26 protein-coding genes are annotated in these 25,717 nt (G+C 45.9%); 2 read left to right on the forward strand and 24 right to left on the reverse strand.

The window, feature by feature from the left end; all coding sequences use genetic code 11:
* On the forward strand, positions 1-194 hold a 194-nt coding region (locus RCH62_RS03680), incomplete at its 5' end, for a hypothetical protein (RefSeq protein WP_306474642.1).
* On the opposite strand, the gene ldcB is transcribed toward RCH62_RS03680, so the two are convergent.
* The 17 genes from ldcB to hemW form a co-directional block, all read right to left on the reverse strand.
* On the reverse strand, positions 153-926 hold the full coding sequence (gene ldcB / locus RCH62_RS03685) for an LD-carboxypeptidase LdcB/DacB (protein WP_006597250.1): 774 nt from the start codon (positions 924-926) through the stop codon (positions 153-155). The genes RCH62_RS03680 and ldcB overlap by 42 nt on opposite strands.
* A gap of 10 nt (positions 927-936) precedes the next feature.
* Positions 937-2,727, reverse strand: a complete 1,791-nt coding sequence (locus RCH62_RS03690; RefSeq protein WP_306474643.1) for a hypothetical protein — start codon at positions 2,725-2,727, stop codon at positions 937-939.
* Positions 2,728-2,808: 81 nt separating this feature from the next.
* Positions 2,809-4,065, reverse strand: coding sequence for a DUF6574 domain-containing protein (locus RCH62_RS03695; protein ID WP_306474644.1), 1,257 nt, complete (start codon positions 4,063-4,065; stop codon positions 2,809-2,811).
* Between the two features lie 98 nt (positions 4,066-4,163).
* Positions 4,164-4,445, reverse strand: a complete 282-nt coding sequence (locus RCH62_RS03700; protein ID WP_117744179.1) for a rhodanese-like domain-containing protein — start codon at positions 4,443-4,445, stop codon at positions 4,164-4,166.
* Positions 4,446-4,466: 21 nt separating this feature from the next.
* A complete protein-coding gene (locus RCH62_RS03705) occupies positions 4,467-4,958 on the reverse strand; it encodes a prolyl-tRNA synthetase associated domain-containing protein (RefSeq protein WP_123159256.1) in 492 nt (163 codons plus the stop codon).
* A gap of 33 nt (positions 4,959-4,991) precedes the next feature.
* On the reverse strand, positions 4,992-5,585 hold the full coding sequence (locus RCH62_RS03710; protein ID WP_023026736.1) for a uracil-DNA glycosylase family protein: 594 nt from the start codon (positions 5,583-5,585) through the stop codon (positions 4,992-4,994).
* Positions 5,586-5,637: 52 nt separating this feature from the next.
* The gene (gene pepV / locus RCH62_RS03715; RefSeq protein ID WP_306474645.1) at positions 5,638-7,044 is read right to left on the reverse strand and encodes a dipeptidase PepV; all 1,407 of its coding nucleotides are present in this window, start codon (positions 7,042-7,044) and stop codon (positions 5,638-5,640) included.
* Between the two features lie 134 nt (positions 7,045-7,178).
* The gene (locus tag RCH62_RS03720; protein WP_219074230.1) at positions 7,179-7,784 is read right to left on the reverse strand and encodes a nitroreductase family protein; all 606 of its coding nucleotides are present in this window, start codon (positions 7,782-7,784) and stop codon (positions 7,179-7,181) included.
* A gap of 125 nt (positions 7,785-7,909) precedes the next feature.
* Entirely contained in the window at positions 7,910-9,553 is a 1,644-nt protein-coding gene (locus RCH62_RS03725) for a hypothetical protein (protein WP_306474646.1), read from the reverse strand.
* Between the two features lie 7 nt (positions 9,554-9,560).
* Positions 9,561-10,412 (reverse strand): metallophosphoesterase, encoded by an 852-nt coding sequence (locus tag RCH62_RS03730; RefSeq protein WP_306474647.1) that lies wholly within the window; start codon positions 10,410-10,412, stop codon positions 9,561-9,563.
* 95 nt (positions 10,413-10,507) lie between these two features.
* A complete protein-coding gene (gene uvrC, locus RCH62_RS03735) occupies positions 10,508-12,340 on the reverse strand; it encodes an excinuclease ABC subunit UvrC (protein ID WP_306474648.1) in 1,833 nt (610 codons plus the stop codon).
* 49 nt (positions 12,341-12,389) lie between these two features.
* Complete coding sequence (locus tag RCH62_RS03740) at positions 12,390-13,349, reverse strand: CPBP family intramembrane glutamic endopeptidase (RefSeq protein ID WP_306474649.1); 960 nt, start codon at positions 13,347-13,349, stop codon at positions 12,390-12,392.
* A 12-nt stretch (positions 13,350-13,361) separates the two neighbouring features.
* Positions 13,362-13,991 carry a TIGR01906 family membrane protein gene (locus RCH62_RS03745; RefSeq protein WP_306474650.1) on the reverse strand — a complete coding sequence of 210 codons (630 nt, stop codon included), beginning with the start codon at positions 13,989-13,991 and terminating at the stop codon, positions 13,362-13,364.
* The gene (locus RCH62_RS03750) at positions 13,984-14,754 is read right to left on the reverse strand and encodes a TIGR01457 family HAD-type hydrolase (protein ID WP_306474651.1); all 771 of its coding nucleotides are present in this window, start codon (positions 14,752-14,754) and stop codon (positions 13,984-13,986) included. Before RCH62_RS03750 ends, RCH62_RS03745 begins: the two co-directional genes overlap by 8 nt.
* Positions 14,744-15,448 carry a hypothetical protein gene (locus RCH62_RS03755; RefSeq protein ID WP_306474652.1) on the reverse strand — a complete coding sequence of 235 codons (705 nt, stop codon included), beginning with the start codon at positions 15,446-15,448 and terminating at the stop codon, positions 14,744-14,746. The genes RCH62_RS03750 and RCH62_RS03755 overlap by 11 nt, the downstream gene beginning before the upstream one ends.
* Positions 15,430-16,188, reverse strand: coding sequence for an acyl-ACP thioesterase domain-containing protein (locus RCH62_RS03760; RefSeq protein ID WP_306474653.1), 759 nt, complete (start codon positions 16,186-16,188; stop codon positions 15,430-15,432). Before RCH62_RS03760 ends, RCH62_RS03755 begins: the two co-directional genes overlap by 19 nt.
* A 3-nt stretch (positions 16,189-16,191) precedes the next feature.
* On the reverse strand, positions 16,192-17,322 hold the full coding sequence (gene hemW, locus RCH62_RS03765) for a radical SAM family heme chaperone HemW (protein WP_306474654.1): 1,131 nt from the start codon (positions 17,320-17,322) through the stop codon (positions 16,192-16,194).
* A 317-nt stretch (positions 17,323-17,639) separates the two neighbouring features.
* Here hemW and RCH62_RS03770 point away from each other — a divergent pair, with 317 nt between their 5' ends.
* Positions 17,640-19,163 (forward strand): ATP-binding cassette domain-containing protein, encoded by a 1,524-nt coding sequence (locus tag RCH62_RS03770; protein WP_306474655.1) that lies wholly within the window; start codon positions 17,640-17,642, stop codon positions 19,161-19,163.
* A 550-nt stretch (positions 19,164-19,713) separates the two neighbouring features.
* Here RCH62_RS03770 and proC read toward each other — a convergent pair.
* The 7 genes from proC to rpmA form a co-directional block, all read right to left on the reverse strand.
* Entirely contained in the window at positions 19,714-20,529 is an 816-nt protein-coding gene (proC, locus tag RCH62_RS03775; protein WP_306474656.1) for a pyrroline-5-carboxylate reductase, read from the reverse strand.
* Positions 20,530-20,532: 3 nt separating this feature from the next.
* The gene (locus tag RCH62_RS03780; RefSeq protein ID WP_306474657.1) at positions 20,533-21,777 is read right to left on the reverse strand and encodes a glutamate-5-semialdehyde dehydrogenase; all 1,245 of its coding nucleotides are present in this window, start codon (positions 21,775-21,777) and stop codon (positions 20,533-20,535) included.
* 11 nt (positions 21,778-21,788) lie between these two features.
* A complete protein-coding gene (proB, locus tag RCH62_RS03785; protein ID WP_154852661.1) occupies positions 21,789-22,898 on the reverse strand; it encodes a glutamate 5-kinase in 1,110 nt (369 codons plus the stop codon).
* 146 nt (positions 22,899-23,044) lie between these two features.
* A complete protein-coding gene (locus RCH62_RS03790; protein ID WP_306474658.1) occupies positions 23,045-23,935 on the reverse strand; it encodes an RluA family pseudouridine synthase in 891 nt (296 codons plus the stop codon).
* Positions 23,925-24,386 carry a signal peptidase II gene (lspA, locus tag RCH62_RS03795; RefSeq protein ID WP_048716749.1) on the reverse strand — a complete coding sequence of 154 codons (462 nt, stop codon included), beginning with the start codon at positions 24,384-24,386 and terminating at the stop codon, positions 23,925-23,927. Before lspA ends, RCH62_RS03790 begins: the two co-directional genes overlap by 11 nt.
* A gap of 3 nt (positions 24,387-24,389) precedes the next feature.
* Complete coding sequence (locus RCH62_RS03800; RefSeq protein ID WP_048690250.1) at positions 24,390-25,292, reverse strand: LysR family transcriptional regulator; 903 nt, start codon at positions 25,290-25,292, stop codon at positions 24,390-24,392.
* A 124-nt stretch (positions 25,293-25,416) separates the two neighbouring features.
* Entirely contained in the window at positions 25,417-25,710 is a 294-nt protein-coding gene (gene rpmA, locus RCH62_RS03805; protein ID WP_003002805.1) for a 50S ribosomal protein L27, read from the reverse strand.
* Between the last annotated feature and the right edge of the window lie 7 nt (positions 25,711-25,717).

Raw genomic sequence — 25,717 nt, forward strand, 5'->3', positions numbered from 1 at the left:
TCAAGCAGATGGACGTGTGGATCGTTTCAACAAAAAATACGGTCTCAAATAAGAAACCCATCAAAACCACTTCCACTTGGCAGTGGTTTTTTCTTGTCCTGCCCAACACAAAAACACCGCTCCTTCAGGTTCCTGAAAGAGCGGTTTTCTTGTTATTCGTAGTCGCCACCGGTAAAGTTGAAGTATTCTTCTAAGCTTTTTCCTGATGCTGCGACATCTTTTGCATCTTCTCCGATATAGCGAAGGTGCCAGCTTTCCGGCATGTAGCCCGTGCTCGCTTCTTTTCCTTCTTGATAACGGACGATAAAGCCATACTTGGCAGCGTTCTTGAGCAACCATTTGCTTGCGCCTTGTTCTTGAACGAGATTGCCACTGGTATCGATGAGGTCAAATGCTAGACCTGTCTGGTGCTCGCTATAGCCAGGACGAGCTGAGTAGCGATCTGCTGCAGCGACACCGTCTTGATTGACATAGCTTTGGTAGAGATCTACTTGGGTCTCATAACTGCGGAAACCACTGTACTGATCACTGATAGCATAGCCTTCAGCCTGCATGGCTGCGATCAACTCGTGCAAGGCCGCAACAGCTGTTGGATCCTCACCTGGATTGTAGTCTGCAGCTAAGGGGTAGTGCTTGTTGGCGATGACGATATCTCCAGACTTTCCTTGGACACTGTAATAAGAGCCATTAAAGGAAACACCTTGGTCCACCGTTACTTCGCCTGCCTTCTTCGTTGACTTTTTGTTATCGTCAGATGAAGTTGCTTCAGAAGCACTGGTTTCTTTGCTGGCTGACGACTGAGCAACTTGCTTACTGGAAGCAGGCTCTTTTTGAGATGAGCTCTTTGACTCCTTCTGTTGGCCACAAGCACCTAGGCTCAACAGAACCAGGCCAGCAAGCGTCCATTTTGTCATGCTTAATTTCATCATAAACCTCCTAATTACCAGCCGTGACCGCAATAGCCGTAATCACGTAAGTATCCCCTACAGGTTTCAGGGTGTAGGTCTTGTCCTTGCTACTCTGGCTATCTTTTCGGCTGGTCACATAGTGCACAGTATATTCTTCATGGGTTTTCACGATCACCATTCCATTCTCTTCGGTAACGCTGAGAACATTGAAAACACCTGGTGTATAGTAGTCGATTTCAGCCTTCTTGACTCCGCCACCTGTTGTCCACTCCACCATTTCCTTATAGGCATCACTTGAAGTGTCATAGTACTTGGAGTAGGTGTTGGATCTACTTGAGACAGATGAGAAGATTTCTGTCCGGTAGTCTTGGAGGAAGGAGGTGATAGCAGTTTTCTTCTCTTCTGCCTTCTTGGCTTCTTCTTCCTTGGCTTTACGAGCTGTTTCTACATCTTTTAATCGTTTGGCTACATCCTTAGAAAACTTCAAAGTGATGACTTCATCATCATCCGGAGTTTCACCGATCGTAACCTTGGCCTTTTCAGTTGTATAGCTCTCATTGTTGACACTAAAGACTGCATGGACCTCGATTTCTTGATGGGCTACGACATCGACTTCAAATAGGGTACTTGTGCCGACTTCCTTGCCATTCACGGCTACCTTGATATCCGTTGGATTGCTGACTTCCTCTGGAAATTCAATTTCGAGAAGACGTTTCTCAGAATTGAAGGTCAAGTCCAGCTTATTCTTCGAAGCTTGAGCTGGATCTAGCTTGACCTCACTAGAGATCTTTCCAATTTCGGTCTTACCGTCTAGTTGCATATCTCGAGGTGCAAAGTGCACCTGACCAAGTTTGGTCGTTTGGTTCTTTTTGAGCACTGTCGACTCTTTTTCACTGGTCTTAAGCTTGGCATCATCCAGATTCGTAGTCGCTGTGACTTCAAGTGGATAGGTCTCGATGCGGTATTCTTGGAAGATACCGAATTTCTTATCCGCCTTCTCGATTCCAATCAGTAGATTCTGATTTTTGTCCTTGACGATCCCTGTTTTTGAAGACTGGGCGATATGATCTAATTCGTAAATCACATCGATCTTCTGAGCAGTCATGTAATCAAGCAAGCCTTGAGCTTCTTCCTTGGTCCACTTATCCTTATCATTTGAAAGGATGCTAGCCACTTCCCGGTAATCCTTTTGTTCAATGGCTGTGACCAATTTGTCCACTGTCACCTGTGGGCCTGTCGTTGATGAGAAGTAATAGCCTAGACCAGACAAGGTCAAGACCAACAAAGTTAAAATACTGAAGAAGAAGACTTTCTTTTTCTTGCCCTTTTTCTCTTTTTTGACTTTCTTTTCTTTCTTTTTCTTGCCTTTCTTGACAGCTTCTTCTTGCTCTGGTACTTCTGCTACCGCTACGGCTTCAACTGGCTGGGACAGGCTTTCTGAGGCCTCTGATGGACTCTCTACTGGTGCGAAGACCTGTGTTGTTTGATTGGTCTCATCCAAATGAATAGTTGGAGCAGGTCCTTCCACAATTTCAAAGTTCTGACTACGTGCTGATTCGATCTCTTCTGGAAGTGGCGCACGTCCATAAAGGGCGAAGAAACGCTCTTCCCAGGCCTGTTGGAGTGGATTTACAAGCTCTTCTACTGGTTCCTGCCCTCCTAGTCCTGGCGCTTCTGACGCCACTTGGTCGATAGCTACTCCAGCAATTGATTTGATTGCCTTAAAATCAAAGCCGGAATCTCTTCCGGCAATGAATTCTTCAGGAGTAGGTTTGCGACCGATCACTTTTTCAAATAATTCTACCCATTTTTTGTTCATCGGTATGTTCTCCTAAAACCTAAAATATTTTTTATCCGATATCTATATGAACAAGAATTTTATGACAAGGTTCCTACCCGATTAAAAGAAGGAAGCGATATAGACGGATACTTGTTCTAAAATGCGTCTGTCAACGATGCCAACAATGGTGAAGATGACTAGAATGACCGCTGTTGAAGCAAGGAGCAACAAGAATTTGTCAGCCTTGATTTTTGTTCTGTTCAAACCTTGGTAAACAGTGTATAGCAAGCCTAAGAAATAGAGAACGAAGATTAACGATCGAAGGAAGCTAAATCCTTCAAAGTACTTAACTAGAGAAAGGATCAAGACAATGAGGGATGCAGGCAAGGCATAGATAGACAAGCGAGCAAACTCATCGAATGAACGTTTGTAGGTGTATTCTTTATCTTGCAAGACAAGGTTACGAACCAAGAAACCAGTTAATTGAGTGGCGTAAATTGTAAAGAAAGTTACAATGACAATCAACAAGTAAGCAGTAAATCCTACTTGAGCGTATGGGAAGGCACTCGCCACGAAGAAAAGTGAGAGGCTAAGGATAAATGCTGTTAACACATAATGAAGGATACCGTTCAAGATTTTCGGTTGATTTTCTACTGTTGGGCGAGCCAAAGCAGATACAATCCATGACCAGAATCCTTTCATTGCTTGACCAAAAGCGTTTGGTTGAGCAGGTTGTGCATAATAGGCTTGACCTGGTTGAGGTTGTCCTGGATAAGGTGCTTGCTGGAAGCCTTGACCTGGAGCTTGACCTGGGGCTGGTTGACCAAATCCTGGTTGTGGCTGTTGTTGAGGCGCTTGTTGGAAGCTATTTGGTTGAGCGCCAAATGCTGGTGCTTCTGGCGCAGCATTAAACTGTGGCACTTCTTGTACTGGTGCTTCTGGCGCAGCAGTGTATTGTGGTGCCTCTTGTACTGGTGCTTCTGGAGCGGCAGTGTATTGTGGTGCCTCTTGCACTGGTGCTTCTGGTGCAGCAGTGTATTGTGGCGCTTCTTGCACTGGCGCTTCTGGCGCAGCAGCGAATTGTTGTGCTTCTTGAACTGGCGCTTCTGGAGCAGCAACGAATTGTGGTGCTTCTTGAGCTGGCGCTTCTGGCGCAGCAGCAAATTGTGAAGCCGCTTCTTCTGGTGCTACTGGAGCAGCGACGAATCCAGCGCTTGCTTGGTCTGGAGCTACTGGAGCACCTACAAATTGTGAAGCTTCTTGAGCTGCCTGTTCTTCTTGGAACTCACCTGCAGCCAATGCTTGTGCGATCTCTGCTTCAGTTGCTGAACGACCGTTCACAGCTTCAAAGTAATCAAGCCAATCCTGTTTGATCATAAAATAATCTCCTTATAAAATAAAATACAGATATATTATATAAAAATTTTAGCTATAATTCAATATTCTACAGGAATCAACTGTCTAGAGCATCCCAACTATTCAAATGCATCCATGCCACCTTGGACGTTGGTCACATCATAGCCCTCTTCTTCCAAAAATTGGCAGGCACGGGCTGAGCGCCGGCCAGACTTGCAGATGACATAATAGGCTTGCTCCTTGTCTAGTTCTGAATACCGTTCTGCCAACACGGATAAGGGAAGCAAGGTCACTCCGTCCAGATGAAGGGCATCGTATTCCTCCTGCTCACGGACATCGACGACTTGGATCTCTCCAGCTTGGTACTTTGCTAAAAAGTCATTAAATGGAATTTCTTTCATGATTTCTCCTTTTTGATGCCACTATGGCAAGGTTAGTATTTCGTATTTAAAATCAATGGACTCTAAAAAACGGAATAGGTCTTGGGTTTTTATAAAGATTGTCTTTTCATTGGTGTTAGGATGGAAGGTCATGATCTCCTCTGACACAATGTCCTGATCAAAATAGACGAGAATATCCTTTTCTGCATTGTTTAACAAGCCAAATGGGGATACCGTCCCAGCTGGTAATTGCATTTTTTCTGCTAGAGATTCAGCTGAAGCCATACGTATCCGATTGGCTCCTACTTGCTCTTTGAAGTCATCCATGTCTAAGAGTTTCTGGTCATCCATGATGAGCAGATAGTACTGGGTTTTCTTTTTGTTGGTCAAAAACATGGACTTTGTCCGGACCCCTTCGAGACCTTCAATATAAGAATCGGCCTGCTCAGTCGTGAATGCTGGTGGGTGTTCCACCACATCAAATTCAATCCCGAGTTCGTCTAATTTGTCTTTGACTTTTTGATATGGATCCATGGAAATACCTCCTTTTACAATTATCACTAACTATTATTTTGTATGTTCGGCTATAATCTGCTGGACTCGAGACCGGAGAGCCGGCACCACTTCTGCCTCAAACCAAGGATTCTTGGCCATCCAGATCTGATTGCGAGGCGAAGGGTGGACCAGAGGGAAATAGTCGGGCAGGTAGTCCTTGTACCGTCTCACCCGCTCTGTCACCTTGCCACTGACCTTCTCATGAAGATAGTAGGCTTGGGCGTACTGGCCAATCAAGAGGGTCAACTCAATATCTGGACACTCTTTGAGGAGTTGAGGATGCCACTTTTCCGCAAAGCCCTTGCGAGGTGGCAGATCTCCTGACTTCCCATGACCTGGGAAATAAAAGTCCATAGGAATGACCGCAAATATACCCGAATGGTAGAAGGTCTCTTCATCGACTCCTAACCATTCCCTTAAGCGGTCCCCACTCTTGTCCTTCCAGTAGAGGCCTGCTTCCTGTGTCTTAAGGCCAGGTGCCTGTCCGATAATATTGATTCGAGCTGTCTTTGGTGCCGCAAACAAGGGCTCAATCCCCTTATCCGTATAGTCTTTGTTTTGTGGATCAGCCATGATGGCTTTTTTGATCTGCTCTAGTTGCTTCATTTCTCCTCCTCTAAGCAAAAACTCAGCCAGCAAGTGCCGACTGAGTAGCGTCTTATTTGATGAGTTCGTAGATAGCTTCTGCGTAAATTGCAGCTGCACGGTAGAGATCTTCTACATCCGTAAATTCATTGGCTTGGTGCATAGTGTTCACATAGTCTGGGAACATGGCACCGAAGGCAACCCCACGTTTTAATAGACGACCAAAGGTTCCACCACCGATTACTTGCTCATGACCTTTCAGTCCGGTTTGTTTTTCATAGACACGCAACAGCGTTGAGACCAATTCATCTTCCATTGGAACATAGTGAGGGGTGTGGCCGTGAGCTGACAAGCTAACGGATGCCACTCCTTCAACTTTTTCAAGTCCAGCTTTGATGGTTTCTGGATCTGTTCCTTTAGGGTAACGAATGTTCAAGGCGATGGTGTTATCTGAGCTATTTTCATCAAAGTTGAAGACACCCGCATTCATGCTGAGAGCCCCCATCTTTTCATCCGTGTGGGCAATGCCAAGCTTCTCACCAGCAAAGTCTTCATGAAGAAGAGAAGCTGACACCTGCAAGTAAGCTTTGGCATCTCCACCGAAGTCAAACTGGTTCAAGAAGAGAGCCAAGTAGGTCGCTCCATTGATTCCAGCTTCTGGAGTAGATCCGTGGGCAGATTTCCCGATAATAGTGAGCTTGTACTGGTCTGCATCTACTGTAGACACTTCATAACGAAGTTGGTGTTCATTGGCAAAGGCATCAAGGAGATCCACTAAATCTGGCAATTGCCCAGAAACGACTGCAGTTGCTGACTCAGGTACCATGTTTTCACGAAGGCCACCGGTGAAGCTATGAAGATGCGCTTGACCTGTGTTTTGACCACCGAAGTGGAGATACTCGGTAATGTTTCCTTTTTCCCCGTTGATGATTGGGAATTCCGCATCTGGAGAGAAACCAAAGTCTGGATCAGGAAGGCCGACGTGTTTGAAATAGTAGTCCATATCGCCCCAACCAGACTCTTCATCTGTACCGACTACGAAGCGCACGCGCTTAGATACAGGTAATCCCAGATCCTTAATAATCTTCAAACCGTAGTAACAAGCTACTGTAGGCCCCTTGTCATCAGATGAACCACGCGCATAGAGCTTGCCATCGATAATCTCAGGTTTGTAAGGGTCTGTGTTCCAGCCACTACCAGCAGGTACCACGTCCATGTGGGCAAAGATTCCTAGCTCTTCTTCCCCTTGTCCAAAGGTGAAGTGTCCAGCATAGTTATCCACGTTGGTTGTTTCGTAGCCATCACGCTCAGCAATTTCCAAGAATTTCTCAAGAGCTTTGACTGGTCCAGGTCCATAAGGGTGAGTCGCATCTGCTTGGCTGTCATCCCGTTCTGAGTTGATTTCCAAGAGGCTGAAAAGGTCAGCCATCATTTCTTCGCGACGTTTTTCTACTTCTGCTTTAAAGTCAATTGTTGTCATGCATTCCTCCGTTATTTCGATTTAAATTGAATCCTCCAAAATCCCATCAGCGACTGTCCACCAGTCTACCAAAGGATTCTAGAAAACCGGACTTGTATCGTAGAGACGAGACCATCCGGTTCTTTCAGTTTCTATTAGCGTTTTTCAATGATTTCGTCTACTGGCAAGCGGTAGCTAGGTTCTACCTTCTCAGCAGCATAGCCGACAGTAATCAAGAGTTCTGGACGGAAACGCTCTTCGATTTCCAGGACTTCATTGACTTTTGATTTGTCAAAGCCAAGGATAATGTTCGAGCCAATCCCTTGGTCCGTCAAGGCCAATACCAAGTTCATCGCGACCAATCCAGCATTCAATGCCAAGTAATCGCTAATCTGTTGTTCATTGTAGCGAGCATATTCTGCAGGAAGGTTCTGCATGAAGTATTGCAACTGCTCCTCTGTGAAGTTCTTGACCCCACCGACACGCGCAATCTTCCGAGCCCGACGTTGCAAATCGGTATCCGTAAAGAGAGCAATCGTCACAGGTGCTTCCATGACTTGGTCATAGTTCCCACCATAAGCTACTTTTGCCAATTCTGCATTTTTCTGACGAACGACCACGAATTTCCATGGTTGGCTATTGTGCGCACTTGGAGCCAAGGTCGCAATTTCAATAGCTGTCCGTACATCCTTTGGATCGACCGGCTGGTCTGTAAAATGCTTGATCGCATGACGTTTTTTGTTGAGTTCTAGGAATTTCATAGTTAACTTCCTTTTCTAATTCTATTACCTCTATTTTAACACAAAATGAAAGAGCTTGCAGAGTTTTTTCATTGAGGACCCTGTTTCCTTTTCAACTAGGCTACTCGCCCTTCTATGGACTCAGATTATTCCGACGCAGGACTTTCTTTTTCAAAGAACTGGCCACTAGAGTCTTGGATTTTGTTGATGATATCGTCGTAGTGAGAATCTCTTTCTTCTTCATAGAGATTGTTGATTTCTTGATAGTTCAACGAATTTTCAACCTTTGGTTCCGGCTTGCGACTGAGGAAATCAAGAGTCCCCAGAAGAACCAAGATCAGAATCACCAAAGAGGTCCAGCCAGTTTCCTTCTTAGGTAGGCGAACTCCCTTGGTCGAAAGAGATTTCCAACTAGGGGATTGAGGTAAGAGCTCATAGACTCTCTTTTGAGTCGGGAAGAGGGTCAACAATGCATACAAGGTCAGAAAGAGAAATGAGAAACTATGGACAGAAATCCAACTATATTTAATTTTCATCTTAAAGGCCTTATAACCAGCTCCTCCCATATACACTTCTAGGGCGAAGACGGCGATCATCAAAAGAAAGAAAATCAGGAACTGGACTTTCCATAGTTTTCTTAATCCTAAATACTCTTTTTTGAGCAATTCTTCTTTGTTTTTGGCTTGGTCTACTTCTACTGGAGCTTGGGTGCTTGGTTTTACTTTACTATTGCTTTCATTTGACCCTACTTTCGCTTCAACTGGTTCTACCTGTCTAGCAAAATAGGCCTCCGCTTCTCTGATGACTTTGCTAAGGTTTTCCTCCACCAACAGATAAGGAAAACCATTGATCATCCAATTGTCTTTCTTTTCTGGTTTAACTGGCTTCATAACATGAAGATCAAAGTGTCGTCCAACCAAGCTAATTGAAAATCTCGCATCATAATATTCAGATAGAACTGAAAAATTAACGCCATAAAAACTATTAGACTTGACCAGTTTGTTCGCTTCCATAAAAGAAATATCCTTTGTAAACGTCGATCGGATTACCTCTTGTACTTGGGATACCTTCGCTTCAACTGTAGCAGGATCAAGGGGAAGTGTTAAACCAGAAACCGTATCGGCAGAATCATTCATTCCCAACTTCCCTTCTAAACTATCTTTAAACCAATTCAAGAAAGAAGTCATATTGGATACGGTTAGATCAATGGGCTGATGAAATGGGAATGCTTGGTCCTCTACAGTAGACACTGTTGGATCTATCTCTTCTAGGACAAACTGCTGACCCGCTATCTCAATGCTAAAAAAAGCAGGATAATGAGGCAAATGACAAGTAAAGAGGATCCTAAATGGCTCATTTTTTTCAAATGGTCTTCTCCAGAAGTCTATTTTTGCTATTCCCTCAAAGGTAGATTCTATCATTCTTTTAAGGAGAAAACGCTTTTTTAAGAGATTATCAGGAGTCAGTGCTTCAGAAAACATAAGGCCAGGTTGATCCAGATAAGCTTTGATCTTTCCAAAGCTATCCCTAAAATGATCTCGATCATACAAAAACTCCATCCCGAATCTTTCAGGCCCCCAGAGGAGTGATACATCGTTACCTTCAACCATCATATTCACTGTTGTCTTATACTCTTCAAGATAAATCTCAAGAATAAAAGTCGGACCATAAGCACTCCGGGCCGTCGTTTCTATGTCTACAATTTCGAAATGCTCACCAAAAACTTGTCGAAGGGCTTGTCGGATATCATTTACAACAAGCTCTCTACGTTGATCAACAGTTAATCCCATTTCTTTGTCATTTTCCCTTATGCGTTTTTATAGACTGAAGGAAAGAATTAGCCTCCTTTAGATAGTCGTGTTGTTCAATCAAGGAAGTTAGAAGCTCGATGTTATGACCCCGATAGTTATCCTTGTGTCTCAATTCTTCGTACATTTCAATAAAGGGAAGTTCCTTATCCTTGGCATCTTGGAGCTCTGCTTCATAGTCATAAGCCACCTTCCGAAAGTGCAGGTTGGTCACCCCATCTTCTTCAACATCGATCAGCGCATACTGGGCCCTATGGTTTTGTAGGGGCATCCAGTCAAAATAAGGCATGCCAATAGTCCCGGGATTGAGGATCTGCTGGCCCTGACTGCCATAGCGAAGCAACTGCTTGTGGACATGCCCATAGATCGCCATATCTGTCTGGTCATCCAGCAGTTGGTCAAAGTTCTCCGTCGCATTAGCTGGACACAAGTCTCCACCGTAATTCTTTTCTGGCAAGTTGTGGGTCAGTGAAAAGCGAATACCATTGACCTCCTTCTTCTCTACCAAAGGAAGGGATCGAATCCAATCGATTCGCTTAGGATCTAGTCCTTCCATGAGGTACTGAGTGAGGCGAAGAAGTTGAATCTCCTGCGGATCCTCAAGTCCGTACTCGCCATCCAAAGCCTCTAGAACACAATCGTCCCAATTTCCACGAACAGCTGCTGTAATGGGAATCGCATCCAGCAACCCAAAAAGGTCCTCTCGTCCAGGCCCCGGTAGCAAAATATCCCCTAAAAGCCAGTATTCTGTCGCGCCTTGAGCACGCGCATCCCCAATCACTGCCTCCAGGGCTGTCGTATCTCCGTGGATATCAGATAAAATAGCGATTCGATGGTTCATAACTACTCCTTTATGGATTGAAAAATCTGTGTGCCTTAAGTATAACAAAAACGAGTACAAAAAGTGAAAACCATCCATGAAAATGGATGGTGCAATTACTCAAATCCTTGGGAGGACTCCGCCACTTCCATCAAGGGACTTGCTTCTTCCTGCTTTCCTTGATGGAGCTTGACTTGCACCGCCTCCGCTACTGCTCGTGGGATGCCGACCGTGACGATCTCATCCACAGTGGCTTCTTTGATCTTGGTCAGTGACTTGAAGTGTTTCATCAGTAACTGCTTACGTTTTGGTCCCAAGCCTTCGATGCCGTCCAGCTGAGAGGAGAAGGAATTCTTGGACCGTAGCTGGCGGTGGAAGGTGATGGCGAAACGGTGGACTTCATCCTGGATCCGCTGGAGAAGGAAAAATTCCTGCGAAGTCCGTGAGAGTTCAATGACTTGGAGAGGATCCCCAAAGAGCAATTCATGGGTTTGGTGCTTGTCATTCTTTTGCAGGCCTGCGATGGGAATATCCAACCCCAACTCATCTTGGATGACTTGCTTAGCAATATTGACCTGCCCCTGACCCCCATCGATAACGATCAGATCTGGTGGCGTCAGGCCATCCCGCATAACCCGGCTATAGCGTCTGCGAATGACTTCCCGCATGCTAGCATAGTCATCTGGCCCGACGACAGTCTTGATCTTGTACTTGCGGTAGTCCTTTTTGCTTGGCTTCCCATTGACAAAGACCACCATGGCAGAGACCGGACTGGTCCCCATGATGTTGGAGTTATCAAAAGACTCAATGCGCACAGGAGTTGGGATTTGCAGGAGTTTTCCAAGATTTTCAATAGCACCTTGGGTCTTTTCCATGGATTTTTCAAGGAGATTGAACTTCTGCTCCAGACTGACACGCGCATTCTTGATGGCCAGATTGACCAACTGCTTCTTCTCCCCACGCTGGGGCTTGAGGACCTTGGTATCCACTAGGGCCTTGACCGCTTCCTCATCAATATCATGAGGGATCAGAATTTCATTGGGAATTAGGTGAGATTTCTCCTGGTAAAACTGCCCCACATAGGTCAGGAAATCCTCGTCCGGATCATTGTAGTACGGGAAGAGGTTGACATCCCGCTCGATCAGCTTGCCCTGACGGACAAAGAAGACCTGCACACACATCCAGCCCTTGTCTACGTAGTAGCCAAAGACATCCCGGTTCTGCAAATCCTTGGCCATAACCCGCTGTTTGGTCCGCAGGGTCCCGATAGCCTGGATCAGATCCCGATACTCGGCCGCCCTCTCGAATTCCATGTTTTGCGCAGCGGTAGTCATCTTGACCTTGAGCTCATCGATAATCTTGTCATCCTGTCCTTTTAGGAAATCAGAAACCTCCTGAGCCATGCCCTTGAAATAGTCCTCGTCCTTGTGGCAGACCGTGTGGGCCATACACTGCCCCAAATGGTAGTAAAAGCAGACTTTGGAAGGCGGATTAGTACACTTGCGGAAAGGAAAAATACGGTCCAAAAGTCGCTTGATCTCATTGGCCGCCCCTACATCCGGATAGGGACCGAAATAGAGGCCACCATCCTTTTTGACCTGGCGCGTGATGATGAGGCGCGGATAGCGCTCATTGGTAATCTTGATGAAGGGATAGGACTTATCATCCTTGAGCATGATATTGTATTTGGGCTTGTTCTCCTTGATGAGGTTGATCTCGAGAAGCAAGGCCTCAATATTGGACTCGGTGACGATAAACTCAAAATCCACAATCTCAGATACCAGCGCTTCCGTCTTGGTATCGTGGCTCCCTCTAAAATAGGACCGCACCCGATTGCGAAGATTCTTGGCCTTCCCCACATAGATGATGGTACCGTTCTTATCTTTGTGAATGTAACAGCCCGGACTCGTCGGCAAGAGCTCGAGCTTGGATTTAATCAAGTTATTCATACTTTCTATTATAGCAAAAAAGAGAGACCTAAACGATCCCTCTTTGATATTAATAGCCTCTTATATATGGAAGTAAGGACATAAGAGTTGTCCCAAGGACCAAGACCCAGAACCAAAAGGAATACAAACTTCTTTGGAAGACGCCTGGTGCTGGTCGGTTTTCTTCTATGTAGTGAAAAATAGCTTTTCTCTTTAAAATCAAGACGATGGTAAAGGCGATGGTTCCACCTAAAAAGACGAGAATTTGAACCCACTCGGCTACATTCATATTGACATGCGTGCCGAGGTAATGTAGCCCTTGAGAGAGGACCAGGTTGTTAAAGATATGGTAGAAAATAGCCCACCAGATCGAATACTCGAAGGTCAAGTAACCAAAGCCAAAGCCGATAATTGTCGCAAAGAACAACTGATCAAAATTGGCATGGAACATTCCAAAAGCCAAGGCTGTCATGACAATCGCAAAGACTTTTCCATACTTTTCTAAGGCTCTCAAGCCAGCCGCCCGGAATACCAATTCCTCAGTGATGGGACCGATCAGGGTCGCATAGAGCAAGAGGCTCCAAGATTGGCTGAGTTGCTCAGACATGTCCTCTTGGGGCTTGAAAAAGCCCAGGGTTTCCATCATGTGGTCTAAGAGCTGTGATAAGGCACTAGAAGCCAATTGGGCAAACCCCAAGAAGGCAATGAATACCAAGAAAGTCTGCCAGGTCATCTTACGTCTCTTTTGTCTCACATCTCCTTTAAAGAGTGATCCTTGCCGATAGAGGGCAAATAGGAGGACACCTATACTGACAGATATCAGGTAGCTAATCCCATTTCCATTGATGATTGAAGCGACTTCCTCCTGCTTCTCTGCCATCTCCAATCCATACCGTCCAAACATAAAGAGGGTAATGGCAAAGGTCGAAATGATGCTGACAAAGACCATGACCAAGAGATAGAGGCAAACCATCCCTGAAAAGCTTCCCAAATCCTTTTTGGGATCTATAAATCGATTGAACTGTTTCATCCATTCACTCCACTAATTTACTGTTTTTGTTTTCCGACTCCACCCGTAGCACCATCCAAAAGCCCCTTCATACAATACAAAGAAAATCAGAAAGGCATGTAGGAAATAGTCCTCAGGAAGAGCTAAAATAATCGGATCCCGATAAGGATCAAAGAGCCAGGTAGCATCTCCGACAAAGAGGACTTGATGAAAGAGGGTAAAGAATTGATCAAAGCCAATAAAGAGGGTCACTCCTCCTATGACGATAGGCAAGAGAACCATCCCGCCAAATAAGCGACGATAGAGGCCTGCATAGCCCTTAAGCATCACTGTTCGAATAAATCGTATAGCTACTGGCAATAAGACCAGGAACAGGACCTGGGTCAGGTGAAAGAGGTACTTGACTGCTTGAAAATGATGGAGACCATCTGCAGAGGATGGAAAATCCGGCATCTCCAGCTTCCAAGTAAACGGACTGGTCAAATACTGCATGAGGATCTGAAAATTCTTCTGGATGACTGCAGGAGTCAAACCGGTCCGATTCTGAATTCGTAACCAGCTGATCTCCATGGGATAGATCAACCAGGCAATTAGAATAGTCCCCAAAATCACTGTTGCTAAGAGCCAGAGCACAAAGCCCGTTACTTTTAACCGATCACGCATCAAAATCCCACTCCGCTAAGCTAGATAGGACATGCGTTGGTGGCAAGGGCAGATCCGGCACTTCTTCTGGCTTGGTAAATCCAGTTGTCACCAGCAAAGTAGGGATGCCATTGTCAATTCCTGCTCGAATGTCAGTCAGGTAATTGTCCCCTACCATGACCACTTCTTCGCGCTCTAGTCCCAGGTGAGCGATGGCCTTATCCATGATGATGGCATTGGGCTTACCAATAAAGGTTGGCTTCACGCGCGTCGCCGCTTCAATCAGGGCATTTAAAGCACCAGCACCTGGCATCATTCCCCGCTCTGTCGGGATATTGAGGTCTGGATTGGTCCCGATGAAATGCGCTCCCTTTTGAATAGCCAAGGTAGCGATAGAGAATTTCTCATAGTCCACTTCCCAATCAAGACCCACCACGACATAGGCTGGATTCACAGTATCTTCGACGAAGCCTGCTTCAGCAATGGCGTGTTTCAAGCCCACATCTCCGATGACATAGGCGGTTTTTCCAAGATTCATATCCACCATATAATCAATGGTTGCTAGCGTCGCTGTATAGATGGTATCCAGTGGCGTTTCGATGTTGAACTGGCCTGCCAGCATTTCTTGGACCATTTCCGGCGTCCGGGTAGTATTGTTGGTCACAAAGAGATAGGGGATCTGACGCTCTTGCAATTCATGGACAAAGGCTTCCCCAGCTGGGATCCGCTCCTTGCCCTTGTAGATGGTTCCGTCTAAGTCAATTAAATAACCCTTATAAGTCATGGGATTCTTGGTCTCCTTTTTCACTTGCTTCCTCTGCTACTTTCTCCTGATTATGAAACTGGCCACCTGCTCCATACAAAAGCAAGCAAGCCCCATATAAGGCAAATTGAAGGACCAGACCGAAGAAATTGATACTTGCTTTTCCAGCCTGAGTAAAGAGGAAGGATGAAATCATCAAGATGACGATGGTCACCATTAAGCCACCAATCTTAGCCTGATCAATGGTAATGGTATAGACGCCGGTTTCTTTTTTATCATCGGCCTCTTTGCCAGCCTGGATAGGCTTCATGGTCTCAATGAAATCTGTCATTAAGGTCGCTGCGAGGCTGACAGTCGTACTAAAGAGGACACCTTGAGAGAGTTTATCATAGAAGTTACTCCAGAAGCTACCTGATTGGCTGGTAATACTCAAGGAAAAGACGACAACAGGCAGGATAAAGGACAAAATCAAATGAATCCAGACACGGTACCAGCGTACATCTTCCTTGAGAAAACGAATAAAGGCTTCAAAACTCAATCGATAGCGTACAAATTGAATCGCTTCCTCAATAAAGATATAAAAGGCTGCGACTAAGGTTAAGAAACCATCTCCCAATACATAGAGAGGATTTTTCTTACGACGAGCATAGGCAACAACCCGTCGTTGAACCTCCATCAAGTCTTCTTTTTTCTGTTTTAATCTTCGTTTTTCCATAATGTTTCCTTATCTATTTCTTCCCAAGTGATGAGGGCTTGGGCGTGGACTTGACCTTCTGATGAGATGACATGATTGCTGATCATCCCTTCTCGCTCGACGCTAGAGGTGATCATACCTCCAGGCAGGACCTCCTTGACATACTTAAGATGGACCCGTTTGGGAATATGCTGGGTTAGGAATTCCGCTCCCATCACTTCAAAGACCCAGTCTAGGTACTTGCTGTTGTTGACATGTCCGTTCATGTCCAAATCATAGAAACGCACATGGTAGTCCTGCTCCATGGCCCCATTCAGTTCTGGATAGCGTGGACCTCGGCGGATCTTCTTCTCAAACGGTGACTCATATGGCTCTGTGATCTCCTCCGGTACGGATTGGACCTTGCGGCTATCCCGATCCATTAAGACAAAGGTCGCTACCATCTCGACGATAGCTTGACCCTTCTGGTCTCTAACGACAAAGGAACGGTAGCAAAAGAGTCGATTGTGGGCCAGTGCCTGGGTCTCAATAGTAATCTGTTCGTCAAAGACCGGTAGGCGATGAACCGTGATGTCGTAGTCGGTGATGATCCAGACTAGATTGCGCTGTTCGAGCAAGTCCCTGTCACTGACACCCAACTCCATCGACTGCATGCCTGACACCTGCAAGGACAAGAGGATGAGCTGTGGCATCTTGATAAAGCCATTCACATCGCTCATATCAAAAGGAACTTTCATGTCATACTGATAAATTTTAGCCATCGTTTACTCCAATATAAATTTCTCTGCTACGGTATCTCCAAGGAACAAACCTCTCTTGGTCATCCGAACTTGCTTGTCATCTGGAACCAAGAGTCCCTGCTCCGTCAGACTGGCCACCACTTGTCCATAGCGTTGGTCAAAGGAGACACCAAATTTTTCTTCAAAACGTGCCTTAGACACACCTGCCTTTTTCCGTAGACCAAGGAACAACTCCTCTTCCATCTTCTCTTCCAGTGTCAGGTGTTCTTCTGTGATCCGAGCCTTACCTGCCTCAACAGCCTCTAGGTAATGCCGGATAGGTCCGTGATTCTTGTAACGAATCCCATCGACATAGCCAGAAGCTCCTGCTCCTAGACCATAGTATTCTGCATTATCCCAGTAGACCAGATTGTGCCGACTTTCGAAGCCAGGCTTGGAGAAATTGGAAATCTCATAATGCTCAAAGCCTGCTTTTTCCAACTCCTCAATGATGTACTCGAACATCTCTGCTTCCAGCTCCTCTTTGGGTAGCGGAAGTTTACCCCGTCGCATCCGATTCATAAAGACCGTGTGGTTTTCTAAAATCAAACTATAGAGACTCATGTGGGGAATGTCCAAGTCGATCGCCTTAGCGACATTTTCCTTGACCTGGTCCATGGTCTGACCCGGCAGGGCATAGATCAAGTCGATAGAAATGTTATCAAAGCCAGCCTGCTTGAGGTGGCGGATATTGTCATAGATATCCTGCTCCTGGTGACTCCGTCCGATCTTTTTCAGCATCTTGTTATCAAAGGTTTGGACACCCAGAGAGACCCGATTGACCTGAGAGTCCTTGAGGACCGCAATCTTATCCGGATCCAAATCGCCAGGATTGGCCTCGATGGTAAACTCTTCTACCTCCGATAGATTCATGACCTTGGGCAATTCTGTCAAGAGATAGGCCAGTTGCTGGGCAGATAGGGCTGTCGGAGTCCCTCCACCAATGTAGAGAGTATGCAGTTTGCCAATCTCATAGGATCGAGTCTCCTGGATTAAGTGTTCCAGATAGGCATCGACCGGTTGATTCTTGATAAAAACCTTAGAAAAGTCACAATAATAACAAATCTGGGTACAAAATGGAATATGCACATAGGCAGAAGACGGTTTAGCTTGCATAACCTTTATTATACCATATTTCCGAGCAAAGCCCGAGTAGAAAAAGAGGGGGAGACAAGGATTTCCTTGACAAGAAGGAATGAAAGGAATAGAATAAAGCTAATCACATTCGGAGGTAAGGAGATATGAACAACTAAGTTTCGTTAAATAAGATACTTTATTTAGTGGACTGCTTGTTCTATCTCTTTTTGTGTACCCTCTCGCCTAATTTCCAACCTTTTGTTGGCTAAATAAGGTCTTTTTCTGCTTGGGTTTCACTTGAATACAGCTCTACTAAATAGGTAGAGCTGTTTTTTGTCCCAGTAGAAAGGAATCTTATGCTAAAACTATCCCACCTCACTATCCGACATACAAAAGATTTACGAGATCTGGTTCGAGATCTTTCCCTGACCATTCATGAAGGAGAAAAAGTTGCTATTATTGGCGAAGAAGGGAATGGAAAATCTTCCTTACTTCAGGTCCTTATGTCCCCAAAATCTCTACCAGATTATCTGACCATAGAAGGAGAAATCACCACTTCCTTTCACTCCTATGCCTATATTCCCCAAACTTTACCGGAAGCTTTGAAGGGAAAAACCATGGAAGAATATTTTTTTGGAGAGGACGAGCTAGACTATGCCACCCTCTACAGACTGGCAGATCAATTGCATTTTAATAGCGAGCGCTTTGCAAGCGATCAAGCTATCGGAAGTCTATCTGGAGGAGAAGCCCTCAAGGTCCAACTGCTTCACGAGCTTTGTTGTCCTCATGAATTGCTATTTTTAGATGAACCTTCAAATGATCTGGATTTGGAGACCTTGGATTGGCTCCAGCAGATGATCCAAACGAGTCCCCAAACCACAATATTTATTTCCCATCATGAGGATTTTTTGACTCAGACGGCGGATACCATCATACACCTCAGACAGATCAAACACCGCAAGGAAGCTGAAACCATCGTAGAGCACCTAGGCTATCAAGACTACAGTAGCCAGAGGGAACAACAATTTAAGCAACAGTCTCAGCAAGCGGCCAACGATCAACGAGCCTACCGAAAAACTATGGAGAAGCACCGTCGTGTCCGTCAGCAAGTCGAAACATCCTTACGAAACACTAAGGATAGTACCGCTGGACGTCTCCTGGCAAAGAAAATGAAGTCCCTCCTCTCACAAGAAAAGCGCTACGAGCGAGTATTCCAATCTATGACTCCCCAACCCTATGATGAGGAAGTCATCAATCTGCATTTTCCTCACCTCACTCCCTTGTCTCCTCAAAAACGAGTCCTTCTCTTAGATCAGGAAGCGCTCGCGATTGGTGACCGGGTCCTGGTCAAGAACCTCTCCCTCACTCTTCAAGGGCAGGACAAAATAGGGATTATCGGTTCCAACGGTGTGGGGAAATCCACTTTCCTAAAAATGATATGGAAAAGTCTACAGAAGAATGAGAGTATCCACTCTGCCTATATGCCGCAAGATTACACTGAAGGCCTCCCTTTGACTCAGACACCCGTTCAATTTCTACAGCATTCAGGAGACCGCGAAGAAATCAACACCATTCAATTGCATTTAGCCTCCCTCAACTTTACCTATTCTGAAATGCACCATCCGATCTCTGAGCTTTCTGGTGGCCAGCAAGGAAAACTCTTTCTCCTACGACTGGTACTCACAAGTCCCCAGTTTCTACTCTTGGACGAGCCTACCCGCAATTTTTCCCCCACTTCTCAACCAGAAATTCGACGCCTATTCGCAGACTACCCAGGCGGACTAGTCACGGTCTCCCACGACCGGAACTTCCTCAAAGAAGTCTGCCAAAAAATCTATCGTCTGACCGAAAACGGTTTGGTAGAAATAGAGTCGCTCTAACGTAAAAAAGATTGGCCAGAACCAATCTTGGAGAACAAAGAAAAAATGTTCTATTATACAAATCTAACAAATCCAGAGTTATCCAAGCCTCTATTGAAACTTTTCCGCCGTGAGAAAAGTGCCTGAAACGTAATAGTTTCAGGCACTCGGAATTATTGAGAGTAAAACAGTTTGGGAAACTGTTTTAGCCTGAGCCCGGAAATTAAAGAGCGAAGGGGCTCAAAATGAATTGAACACGAGCTTCGGATTGTGTCAAAAGTGCAAATACATTAGTACTAAATCCAAGACACAGTAGCTGATTGAATTCTTCTCTCGCCTTTCAGCTCGGAAGAATACTAATCAGCCTTGTGGGGGCAGGACAACGAAGCAATCCCATACAACAGTGCTTCTGTCCTGCTCCCTATTTTGACTTTATCCGCAGACGCCCTTTGTATCTTAATTTAGTCATGGAACTTCGAGGAAGTTCGCTGACGTCCGATCTCACCTAAGGAAAGTTTCTAAGAGGACTTTATTTTCAATCTGAAAGATTGGCCAAAACCAATCTTTTTTTCTATTTCTTCGCTGCATCTTGTCCCATTTCCTGGGTACGCTTGTAGGCTGCTTCCACTCCTGCAATAATGTCGCCCCGTAAGCCGACTTGTTCTAAGCGATTGACTCCTGCGATGGTAGAGCCACCTGGGCTACAAACTGCATCTCGCAAGCGGGCTGGGTGCTCGCCTGTCTCTAGGACCATTTGACTAGCGCCTTGGAAGGTCTGTGCAGCCATCTGCAAGGCTTGCTCTCGAGTAAGCCCTAAGCTTACTCCTGCATCTGCCATGGCTTCGATCATCTGATAGACAAAGGCTGGACCACAGCCTGCAACAGCCGTTGCAGGATCCATTAATGTTTCCTCGATTTCGTAGAGAGCCCCTGCTCCTGCTAAGAGCTGGTTGACTTGGGCTACTTGCTGATCTGTCACTGCTTGAGAGCGAGCCAGACTGATAACCCCTTGACCAATGGCTACGGGCGTATTGGGCATGATGCGGATGAGACCCACCTGGTCATTCTGGATCACATCAGCCATTTTTTCTAGCTCCAGGCCTGCAGCCATGGACACCAGCAAGAGATTGGAGCGTTGAGACAGGACAGTTTGGTACTCTTCTAAAAGAGGACAGATCTGGTAGGGTTTGACCCCTAAGAAGATGACCTCCGCTTCTTTAAAAGCCTCTTCAAGATCAGACGCTGTTCCCCCATACTGGCCGATAAACTCTTGCACTTTTTGAGGGGAACGGTTGATCAAAAGCAGATCTTTCGCAGCCACTTCTTTTGCGACCGCTTTGGCCAGACTGGCTCCCATATTTCCAAGACCGATAAATGCTACTTTCATGACTTACCTCACTTGACCATTTCCAGTGACCTGATACTTATAACTGGTCAGCTCACGCAAGCCCATAGGACCACGCGCATGCAACTTCTGGGTCGAGATGCCCATCTCACAACCTAGGCCAAACTCTCCGCCATCTGTGAAGCGGGTCGAAGCATTGACATAAACGGCCGCCGAGTCTACCTGGTTGCTAAAGAGTTCAATGGCTGTCGCATCTTCAGAGACAATGGCATCTGAATGATGGGTACTGTGGGCTTCGATATGAGCAATGGCTTCTTCTACAGAAGGGACGACCTTCACGGCCATGACATAATCTAAGAATTCCGTATCAAAGTCAGTCTCAGAAGCTGGTGAACCGTTAATGATTTGCTGGGCTTGAGTATCCAAGCGCATCTCCACTGGTACCGGAGCCTCGTCTACCAAGACTTTCTTCACTAGTGGCAGAAAGTCCCCTGCAATAACTTCATGCACCAAGAGGACTTCCATGGCATTGCAGACGGATGGTCGGCTGGTCTTGGCATTCTGGATGATATTGATAGCCTTGTCTAAATCCACCGCCTGATCGACATAGACGTGGACAATTCCAGTCCCTGTCTCAATCACGGGTACAATTGCTTGCTCTACGACAGCTTGGATCAAGCCAGCTCCCCCACGTGGGATGAGAAGATCTAAATCCCCCTTGGCCTTCATCATGACCAGACTGCTTTCCCGACTAGTATCTTCTACCAACTGGAGGACAGCCGGATCAATGGTAGTGGCTTGCAAGCCTGTCTTCAAAGCTGAAACGATGGCATGGGCCGTCTGATAGGCATCCTTGCCACTGCGCAAGACAACAGCACTCCCACTTTTCAGGGCCAAGGCAGCTGCATCAGAAGTCACGTTTGGACGACTTTCATAGATAATCCCAATGACTCCCATGGCCACTCGTTTCTTCTGAATGACCAAGCCATTCTCCAGGGTCCGCTCCTCCAAAAGCTCTCCAACTGGATCTGGTAGGGCAACCACTTGGAGTATCCCATCTGCCATCGCTTGAATCCGCTCTTCTGTCAAGAGTAGGCGATCCAGCATGACCTCCGAAATCCGACCCCGAGCTGCTTCCATATCCAATTGATTAGCAGCTAGAATTTCAGCTGTAGCCTCGACTAAGGAGTCAGCCATAGCTCTTAAGGCTTTATTTTTTTCATCACTTGTCGCAGTATTAATACTTTTTTTGGCCTGTTTGGCCAGGCGAATCTGTTCAATTGTCTCCATCTGACTCCTCCTTAAAATTCTGTAAATAAGAGTTCTACCTCAGGTGTGATGGCAATCCAATCATCCCGGTGAATGACGATACCCTTTGGCTTTTGACCGTGGAGGAGATCTTTAATGGCTGCAGCCCCTAAGCGGGTACGCCCTTTCCCAATGACCTGCCCAGATACTGCATCGTGCACCGTGATAATATCAGAGTAAGAGAAGGCTCCCTCAACCTTTACCACACCGGACACAAGGATACTCTTGCCCTCTTCTTTGACAGCCTTAACTGCTCCTTGGTCCAGCCATACAGAACCTTGACTAGGGGCATAGAAGGCCAGCCATTGTTTCTGATTACGCAAAAATTTGTCCTGAGCTGTAAAATAGCTGCCATCCTGGGTTTTCTCTGCCGCTTCTAGAAGAGCATCTTCTTTCAAGGATGAACAGATGTAAACAGGAACTCCTGACTCTGTAGCGATCGTGGCTGCTTTGATTTTTGTCAGCATGCCTCCTGTCCCATTACTTGAGCCTGCCCCACCTGCCATCTCGATAATCTCCTTGCTGATTGAATCGATTCGATCCAAGCGTTTGGCAGTCGGATCTTTTTGAGGATGGCCCGTATAAAGACCATCGACATCTGTCAGTAAGACCAAGAGATCCGCCTGGACCATAGCCGCCACTTGGGCACTTAGGGTATCGTTGTCTCCGACCTTGAGTTCTTCAATCGAAACTGTATCATTCTCATTGATAATCGGAATAGCCCCTCTTTGCAAGAGGACAGACAGGGCCTGGTGGGCATTTTTATAGCGACGTTGGTCGACAAAGTCATCCTGGATCAAGAGGACCTGGGCAGATACGATGTCGCGGACAAGTAGATTAGAGGTATATTCTTCTAACAGCAGACCTTGGCCAACTGCTGCAGAAGCCTGTTTGTCTGCGATTTTGGTTGGACGTTTTTTGAAGCCAAGCGCACCAAAACCTGCCGCAATCGCCCCCGAAGAGACCAAAATCAATTCATGCCCTTGCTCATGTAAGAGAGCTAGTTGTTGGGTGATGGCCTTGACCTTGCTCCGAGACAAGCTTCCATCTTGATTGGTTAGGGAAGAGGTTCCCACTTTAAACACAATTCTCTTATTCTTCATCCATTCATTCTCCAGAGTATTCGATTGTAACATTATACCATGAAAGCCTTAAAAAATACTAAGAGCGGACCAGGGGGAACCCCCATTTGCCCACAAAAAAACGAGTTTGAACCACCAGAGGTAAACTCGTTTTTATGATTGAATGCTTATCCTTGACGGAGCTGCTCCAAGGTTTTTTGGAAAATATCCGGAACCTCCACTGAAAACTCCATGACCTCTCCCGTCCGAGGATGGGTAAAGCCCAGTGTTTTAGCGTGGAGGAATTGCCCATGGCCTTTCAAAGTCCTGCGAGGTCCATAGACTTCATCACCAGCGACCGGATGGCCAATATAGGCCATGTGAACCCGGATCTGGTGGGTTCGCCCGGTCTCCAATTTCAGTTCGACCAAGCTATAATCCCCGAAACGCTCCAAGACATGGAATCGAGTCAGGGCAGGTTTCCCTTTAGCTGTCACAGCCTGCTTCTTGCGGTCCTTGTCACTTCGCCCAATCGGTGCCTCGATGACACCCCGATCATTAGGCAAATTGCCATGAACAATAGCCCAATACTTGCGTAGAGACTTCTTAGCCTTGAGTTCATCTGCCAAGGCTACATGCGCTGTATCATTCTTGGCCACCATGAGGAGGCCAGAGGTGTCCTTGTCAATCCGATGAACAATGCCCGGACGAAGCTCTCCATTGATCCCTGACAAGTCCTTGATGTGATACATGAGGGCATTGACCAGAGTTCCACTGGTGTGACCAGCACTAGGATGGACCACCATGCCCTGAGGTTTATTGACCACTACGACATCCGCATCCTGATAGACGATCTCTAAGGGGATATCTTCTGCCTCATAGGTCACTTCTTCAACTTGAGGGACTTCATAACTGATGACATCCCCTTCTTTTACGGTATACTTGGCCTTTTTGACTTGTCCGTTAACGAGGATCTTTCCTTCCTTGATCTGCTCATTGGCCAAGCCACGTGAGAGCTCAGTCAACTCTGAGACGGCCTTATCCAGTCGCGCACCAGCGACTTCCACTCTAACTTCCATGGCTCTCCTCTCTCAATAGATAAATCAGTAGCAGTCCCACCCCGATGGTTAAATAGATATCCGCTACATTGAAGATGGCAAAATTCATAAAATCCAAGTGGAACATATCGACGACAAAGCCCTGACGGAGCCGGTCAATAAAGTTGCCGATCCCCCCTGAAATAATCAAGGTCAATCCCAACAAGAGCCAAATGGAGCCTTTGATATGGCGATAGAGATAGACAAAGGCTGCCCCCATCGCAATCAAAGTAATGATGGTAAAGAACCACTGTTGGTTTTCTAACATGGAGAAGGCCGCTCCAGAGTTCTTGAGGTAGGTCAGACTGACTACTTTGGGAATGAAGCGACGCATACCCCCCAGTGGGATTTCCTTGACGACATATCCCTTCACCGCTTGATCCAGAAGGATCAAGAGGAGGATACTAATAAAAATACTTACTTTTCTCTTCATTGCCTACCTCTTCTCATCAAAGTAAGCTTCCATGACTTGGACAAACTTCTCAGCCACTGGTGAGAGATCTACCTCTTCCCGTTTGACATAGACCATTTTATTATTCAGATCATCGATCAAGGGGATAACCGTAATCCCATTCACCGACTGGCTATCCAAGAAGCCAGAACCAGTCGCATAGGCATCGGTCCGCTCTAAGATCCCATTCAGGGTTGCGCGGTCCGTCACATTGAAGAGCTGGGAACTGCTACTCGTATCGACAAAGTTCTCCGAATAGTAGAGATACTCATCCTTTTCCTGGGTAAAGCGAACAGTCGGTAGGTGTGCCAAGTCCTCCATCACTAAGGATTCTTTCTTGGCTAATGGATGGCCCTTACGCAAATAGATATGGGTCTGGAAAGGAATCAGGTCAACGACTTCCAAGCCCAATTTATCCACCCGTTGCATGATCCCTTTAGTATTTTGCTTATTGAGGTAGATAATCCCCAATTCACTATGACCCTGAGCCACTTCATCCAGGATTTGAACTGTCGTAGACTCAAAAATCCGGAAGTCTTTATTCTCAGGATAAAGGACTGAGAATTGGGTAATCAAAGGGGGAAGGAAATCATAGTGCTGACTCGAGATTGAGAATTCCTTCTTTTCTTCCTCAGGATTGGCATATTGGTTTTGAAAAACATCAAAGCCCTTGACCAATTCTTGGGCCTTTTCATAAAATTCCATCCCGCGGCGGGTCAAGAAAGTCCCAGAACTAGTCCGACGGAAAATTTTAAAGCCCAGTTCCTTCTCCAAGTCTCTCACAGAGATGGACAGACTCGGCTGACTGACGTACATTTTTTCAGCTGCTTCACGAAAAGTACCACTATTGGCAATCGCGACAACATAGCGTAATTGTTGAATATTCATGTCTTCTTCCTTCTAACAATATCACTCCATTATACCATAATCTAGAGGATGAAAAAAGATAGGGACATCAATCAAGAGAGATCAAAAAAACTCCCTGATGAATCAGAGAGTTTTTGAATACAAATTATTTTGCGATTGGGTAAACAGAAACTTGTTTCTTATCGCGACCTTTGCGTTCGAAGCGTACTACGCCTTCAACTTTAGCGAACAAAGTATCGTCTCCACCACGTCCAACGTTCACACCTGGGTAGATGTGAGTACCGCGTTGACGGTAAAGGATAGATCCACCTGTTACAGTTTGTCCATCAGCTGCTTTAGCTCCAAGACGTTTAGCTTGTGAATCACGTCCGTTTGATGTAGAACCTCCACCTTTTTTGTGGGCGAAAAGTTGCAAGTTAGCAAGATTCAATTTCAACATAATTGTT

The organism is Streptococcus sp., assembly GCF_030825805.1.
Classification (GTDB): Bacteria; Bacillota; Bacilli; order Lactobacillales; family Streptococcaceae; genus Streptococcus.

Excerpts from the sequence above, each read along its gene's own strand:
- ldcB (WP_006597250.1), bottom strand. The coding sequence starts at position 926 with ATGAAATTAAGCATGACAAAATGGACGCTTGCTGGCCTGGTTCTGTTG.
- RCH62_RS03690 (WP_306474643.1), bottom strand. The coding sequence starts at position 2,727 with ATGAACAAAAAATGGGTAGAATTATTTGAAAAAGTGATCGGTCGCAAA.
- RCH62_RS03695 (WP_306474644.1), bottom strand. The coding sequence starts at position 4,065 with ATGATCAAACAGGATTGGCTTGATTACTTTGAAGCTGTGAACGGTCGT.
- RCH62_RS03700 (WP_117744179.1), bottom strand. The coding sequence starts at position 4,445 with ATGAAAGAAATTCCATTTAATGACTTTTTAGCAAAGTACCAAGCTGGA.
- RCH62_RS03705 (WP_123159256.1), bottom strand. The coding sequence starts at position 4,958 with ATGGATCCATATCAAAAAGTCAAAGACAAATTAGACGAACTCGGGATT.
- RCH62_RS03710 (WP_023026736.1), bottom strand. The coding sequence starts at position 5,585 with ATGAAGCAACTAGAGCAGATCAAAAAAGCCATCATGGCTGATCCACAA.
- pepV (WP_306474645.1), bottom strand. The coding sequence starts at position 7,044 with ATGACAACAATTGACTTTAAAGCAGAAGTAGAAAAACGTCGCGAAGAA.
- RCH62_RS03720 (WP_219074230.1), bottom strand. The coding sequence starts at position 7,784 with ATGAAATTCCTAGAACTCAACAAAAAACGTCATGCGATCAAGCATTTT.
- RCH62_RS03725 (WP_306474646.1), bottom strand. The coding sequence starts at position 9,553 with ATGGGATTAACTGTTGATCAACGTAGAGAGCTTGTTGTAAATGATATC.
- RCH62_RS03730 (WP_306474647.1), bottom strand. The coding sequence starts at position 10,412 with ATGAACCATCGAATCGCTATTTTATCTGATATCCACGGAGATACGACA.
- uvrC (WP_306474648.1), bottom strand. The coding sequence starts at position 12,340 with ATGAATAACTTGATTAAATCCAAGCTCGAGCTCTTGCCGACGAGTCCG.
- RCH62_RS03740 (WP_306474649.1), bottom strand. The coding sequence starts at position 13,349 with ATGAAACAGTTCAATCGATTTATAGATCCCAAAAAGGATTTGGGAAGC.
- RCH62_RS03745 (WP_306474650.1), bottom strand. The coding sequence starts at position 13,991 with ATGCGTGATCGGTTAAAAGTAACGGGCTTTGTGCTCTGGCTCTTAGCA.
- RCH62_RS03750 (WP_306474651.1), bottom strand. The coding sequence starts at position 14,754 with ATGACTTATAAGGGTTATTTAATTGACTTAGACGGAACCATCTACAAG.
- RCH62_RS03755 (WP_306474652.1), bottom strand. The coding sequence starts at position 15,448 with ATGGAAAAACGAAGATTAAAACAGAAAAAAGAAGACTTGATGGAGGTT.
- RCH62_RS03760 (WP_306474653.1), bottom strand. The coding sequence starts at position 16,188 with ATGGCTAAAATTTATCAGTATGACATGAAAGTTCCTTTTGATATGAGC.
- hemW (WP_306474654.1), bottom strand. The coding sequence starts at position 17,322 with ATGCAAGCTAAACCGTCTTCTGCCTATGTGCATATTCCATTTTGTACC.
- RCH62_RS03770 (WP_306474655.1), top strand. The coding sequence starts at position 17,640 with ATGCTAAAACTATCCCACCTCACTATCCGACATACAAAAGATTTACGA.
- proC (WP_306474656.1), bottom strand. The coding sequence starts at position 20,529 with ATGAAAGTAGCATTTATCGGTCTTGGAAATATGGGAGCCAGTCTGGCC.
- RCH62_RS03780 (WP_306474657.1), bottom strand. The coding sequence starts at position 21,777 with ATGGAGACAATTGAACAGATTCGCCTGGCCAAACAGGCCAAAAAAAGT.
- proB (WP_154852661.1), bottom strand. The coding sequence starts at position 22,898 with ATGAAGAATAAGAGAATTGTGTTTAAAGTGGGAACCTCTTCCCTAACC.
- RCH62_RS03790 (WP_306474658.1), bottom strand. The coding sequence starts at position 23,935 with ATGGAAGTTAGAGTGGAAGTCGCTGGTGCGCGACTGGATAAGGCCGTC.
- lspA (WP_048716749.1), bottom strand. The coding sequence starts at position 24,386 with ATGAAGAGAAAAGTAAGTATTTTTATTAGTATCCTCCTCTTGATCCTT.
- RCH62_RS03800 (WP_048690250.1), bottom strand. The coding sequence starts at position 25,292 with ATGAATATTCAACAATTACGCTATGTTGTCGCGATTGCCAATAGTGGT.
- rpmA (WP_003002805.1), bottom strand. The coding sequence starts at position 25,710 with ATGTTGAAATTGAATCTTGCTAACTTGCAACTTTTCGCCCACAAAAAA.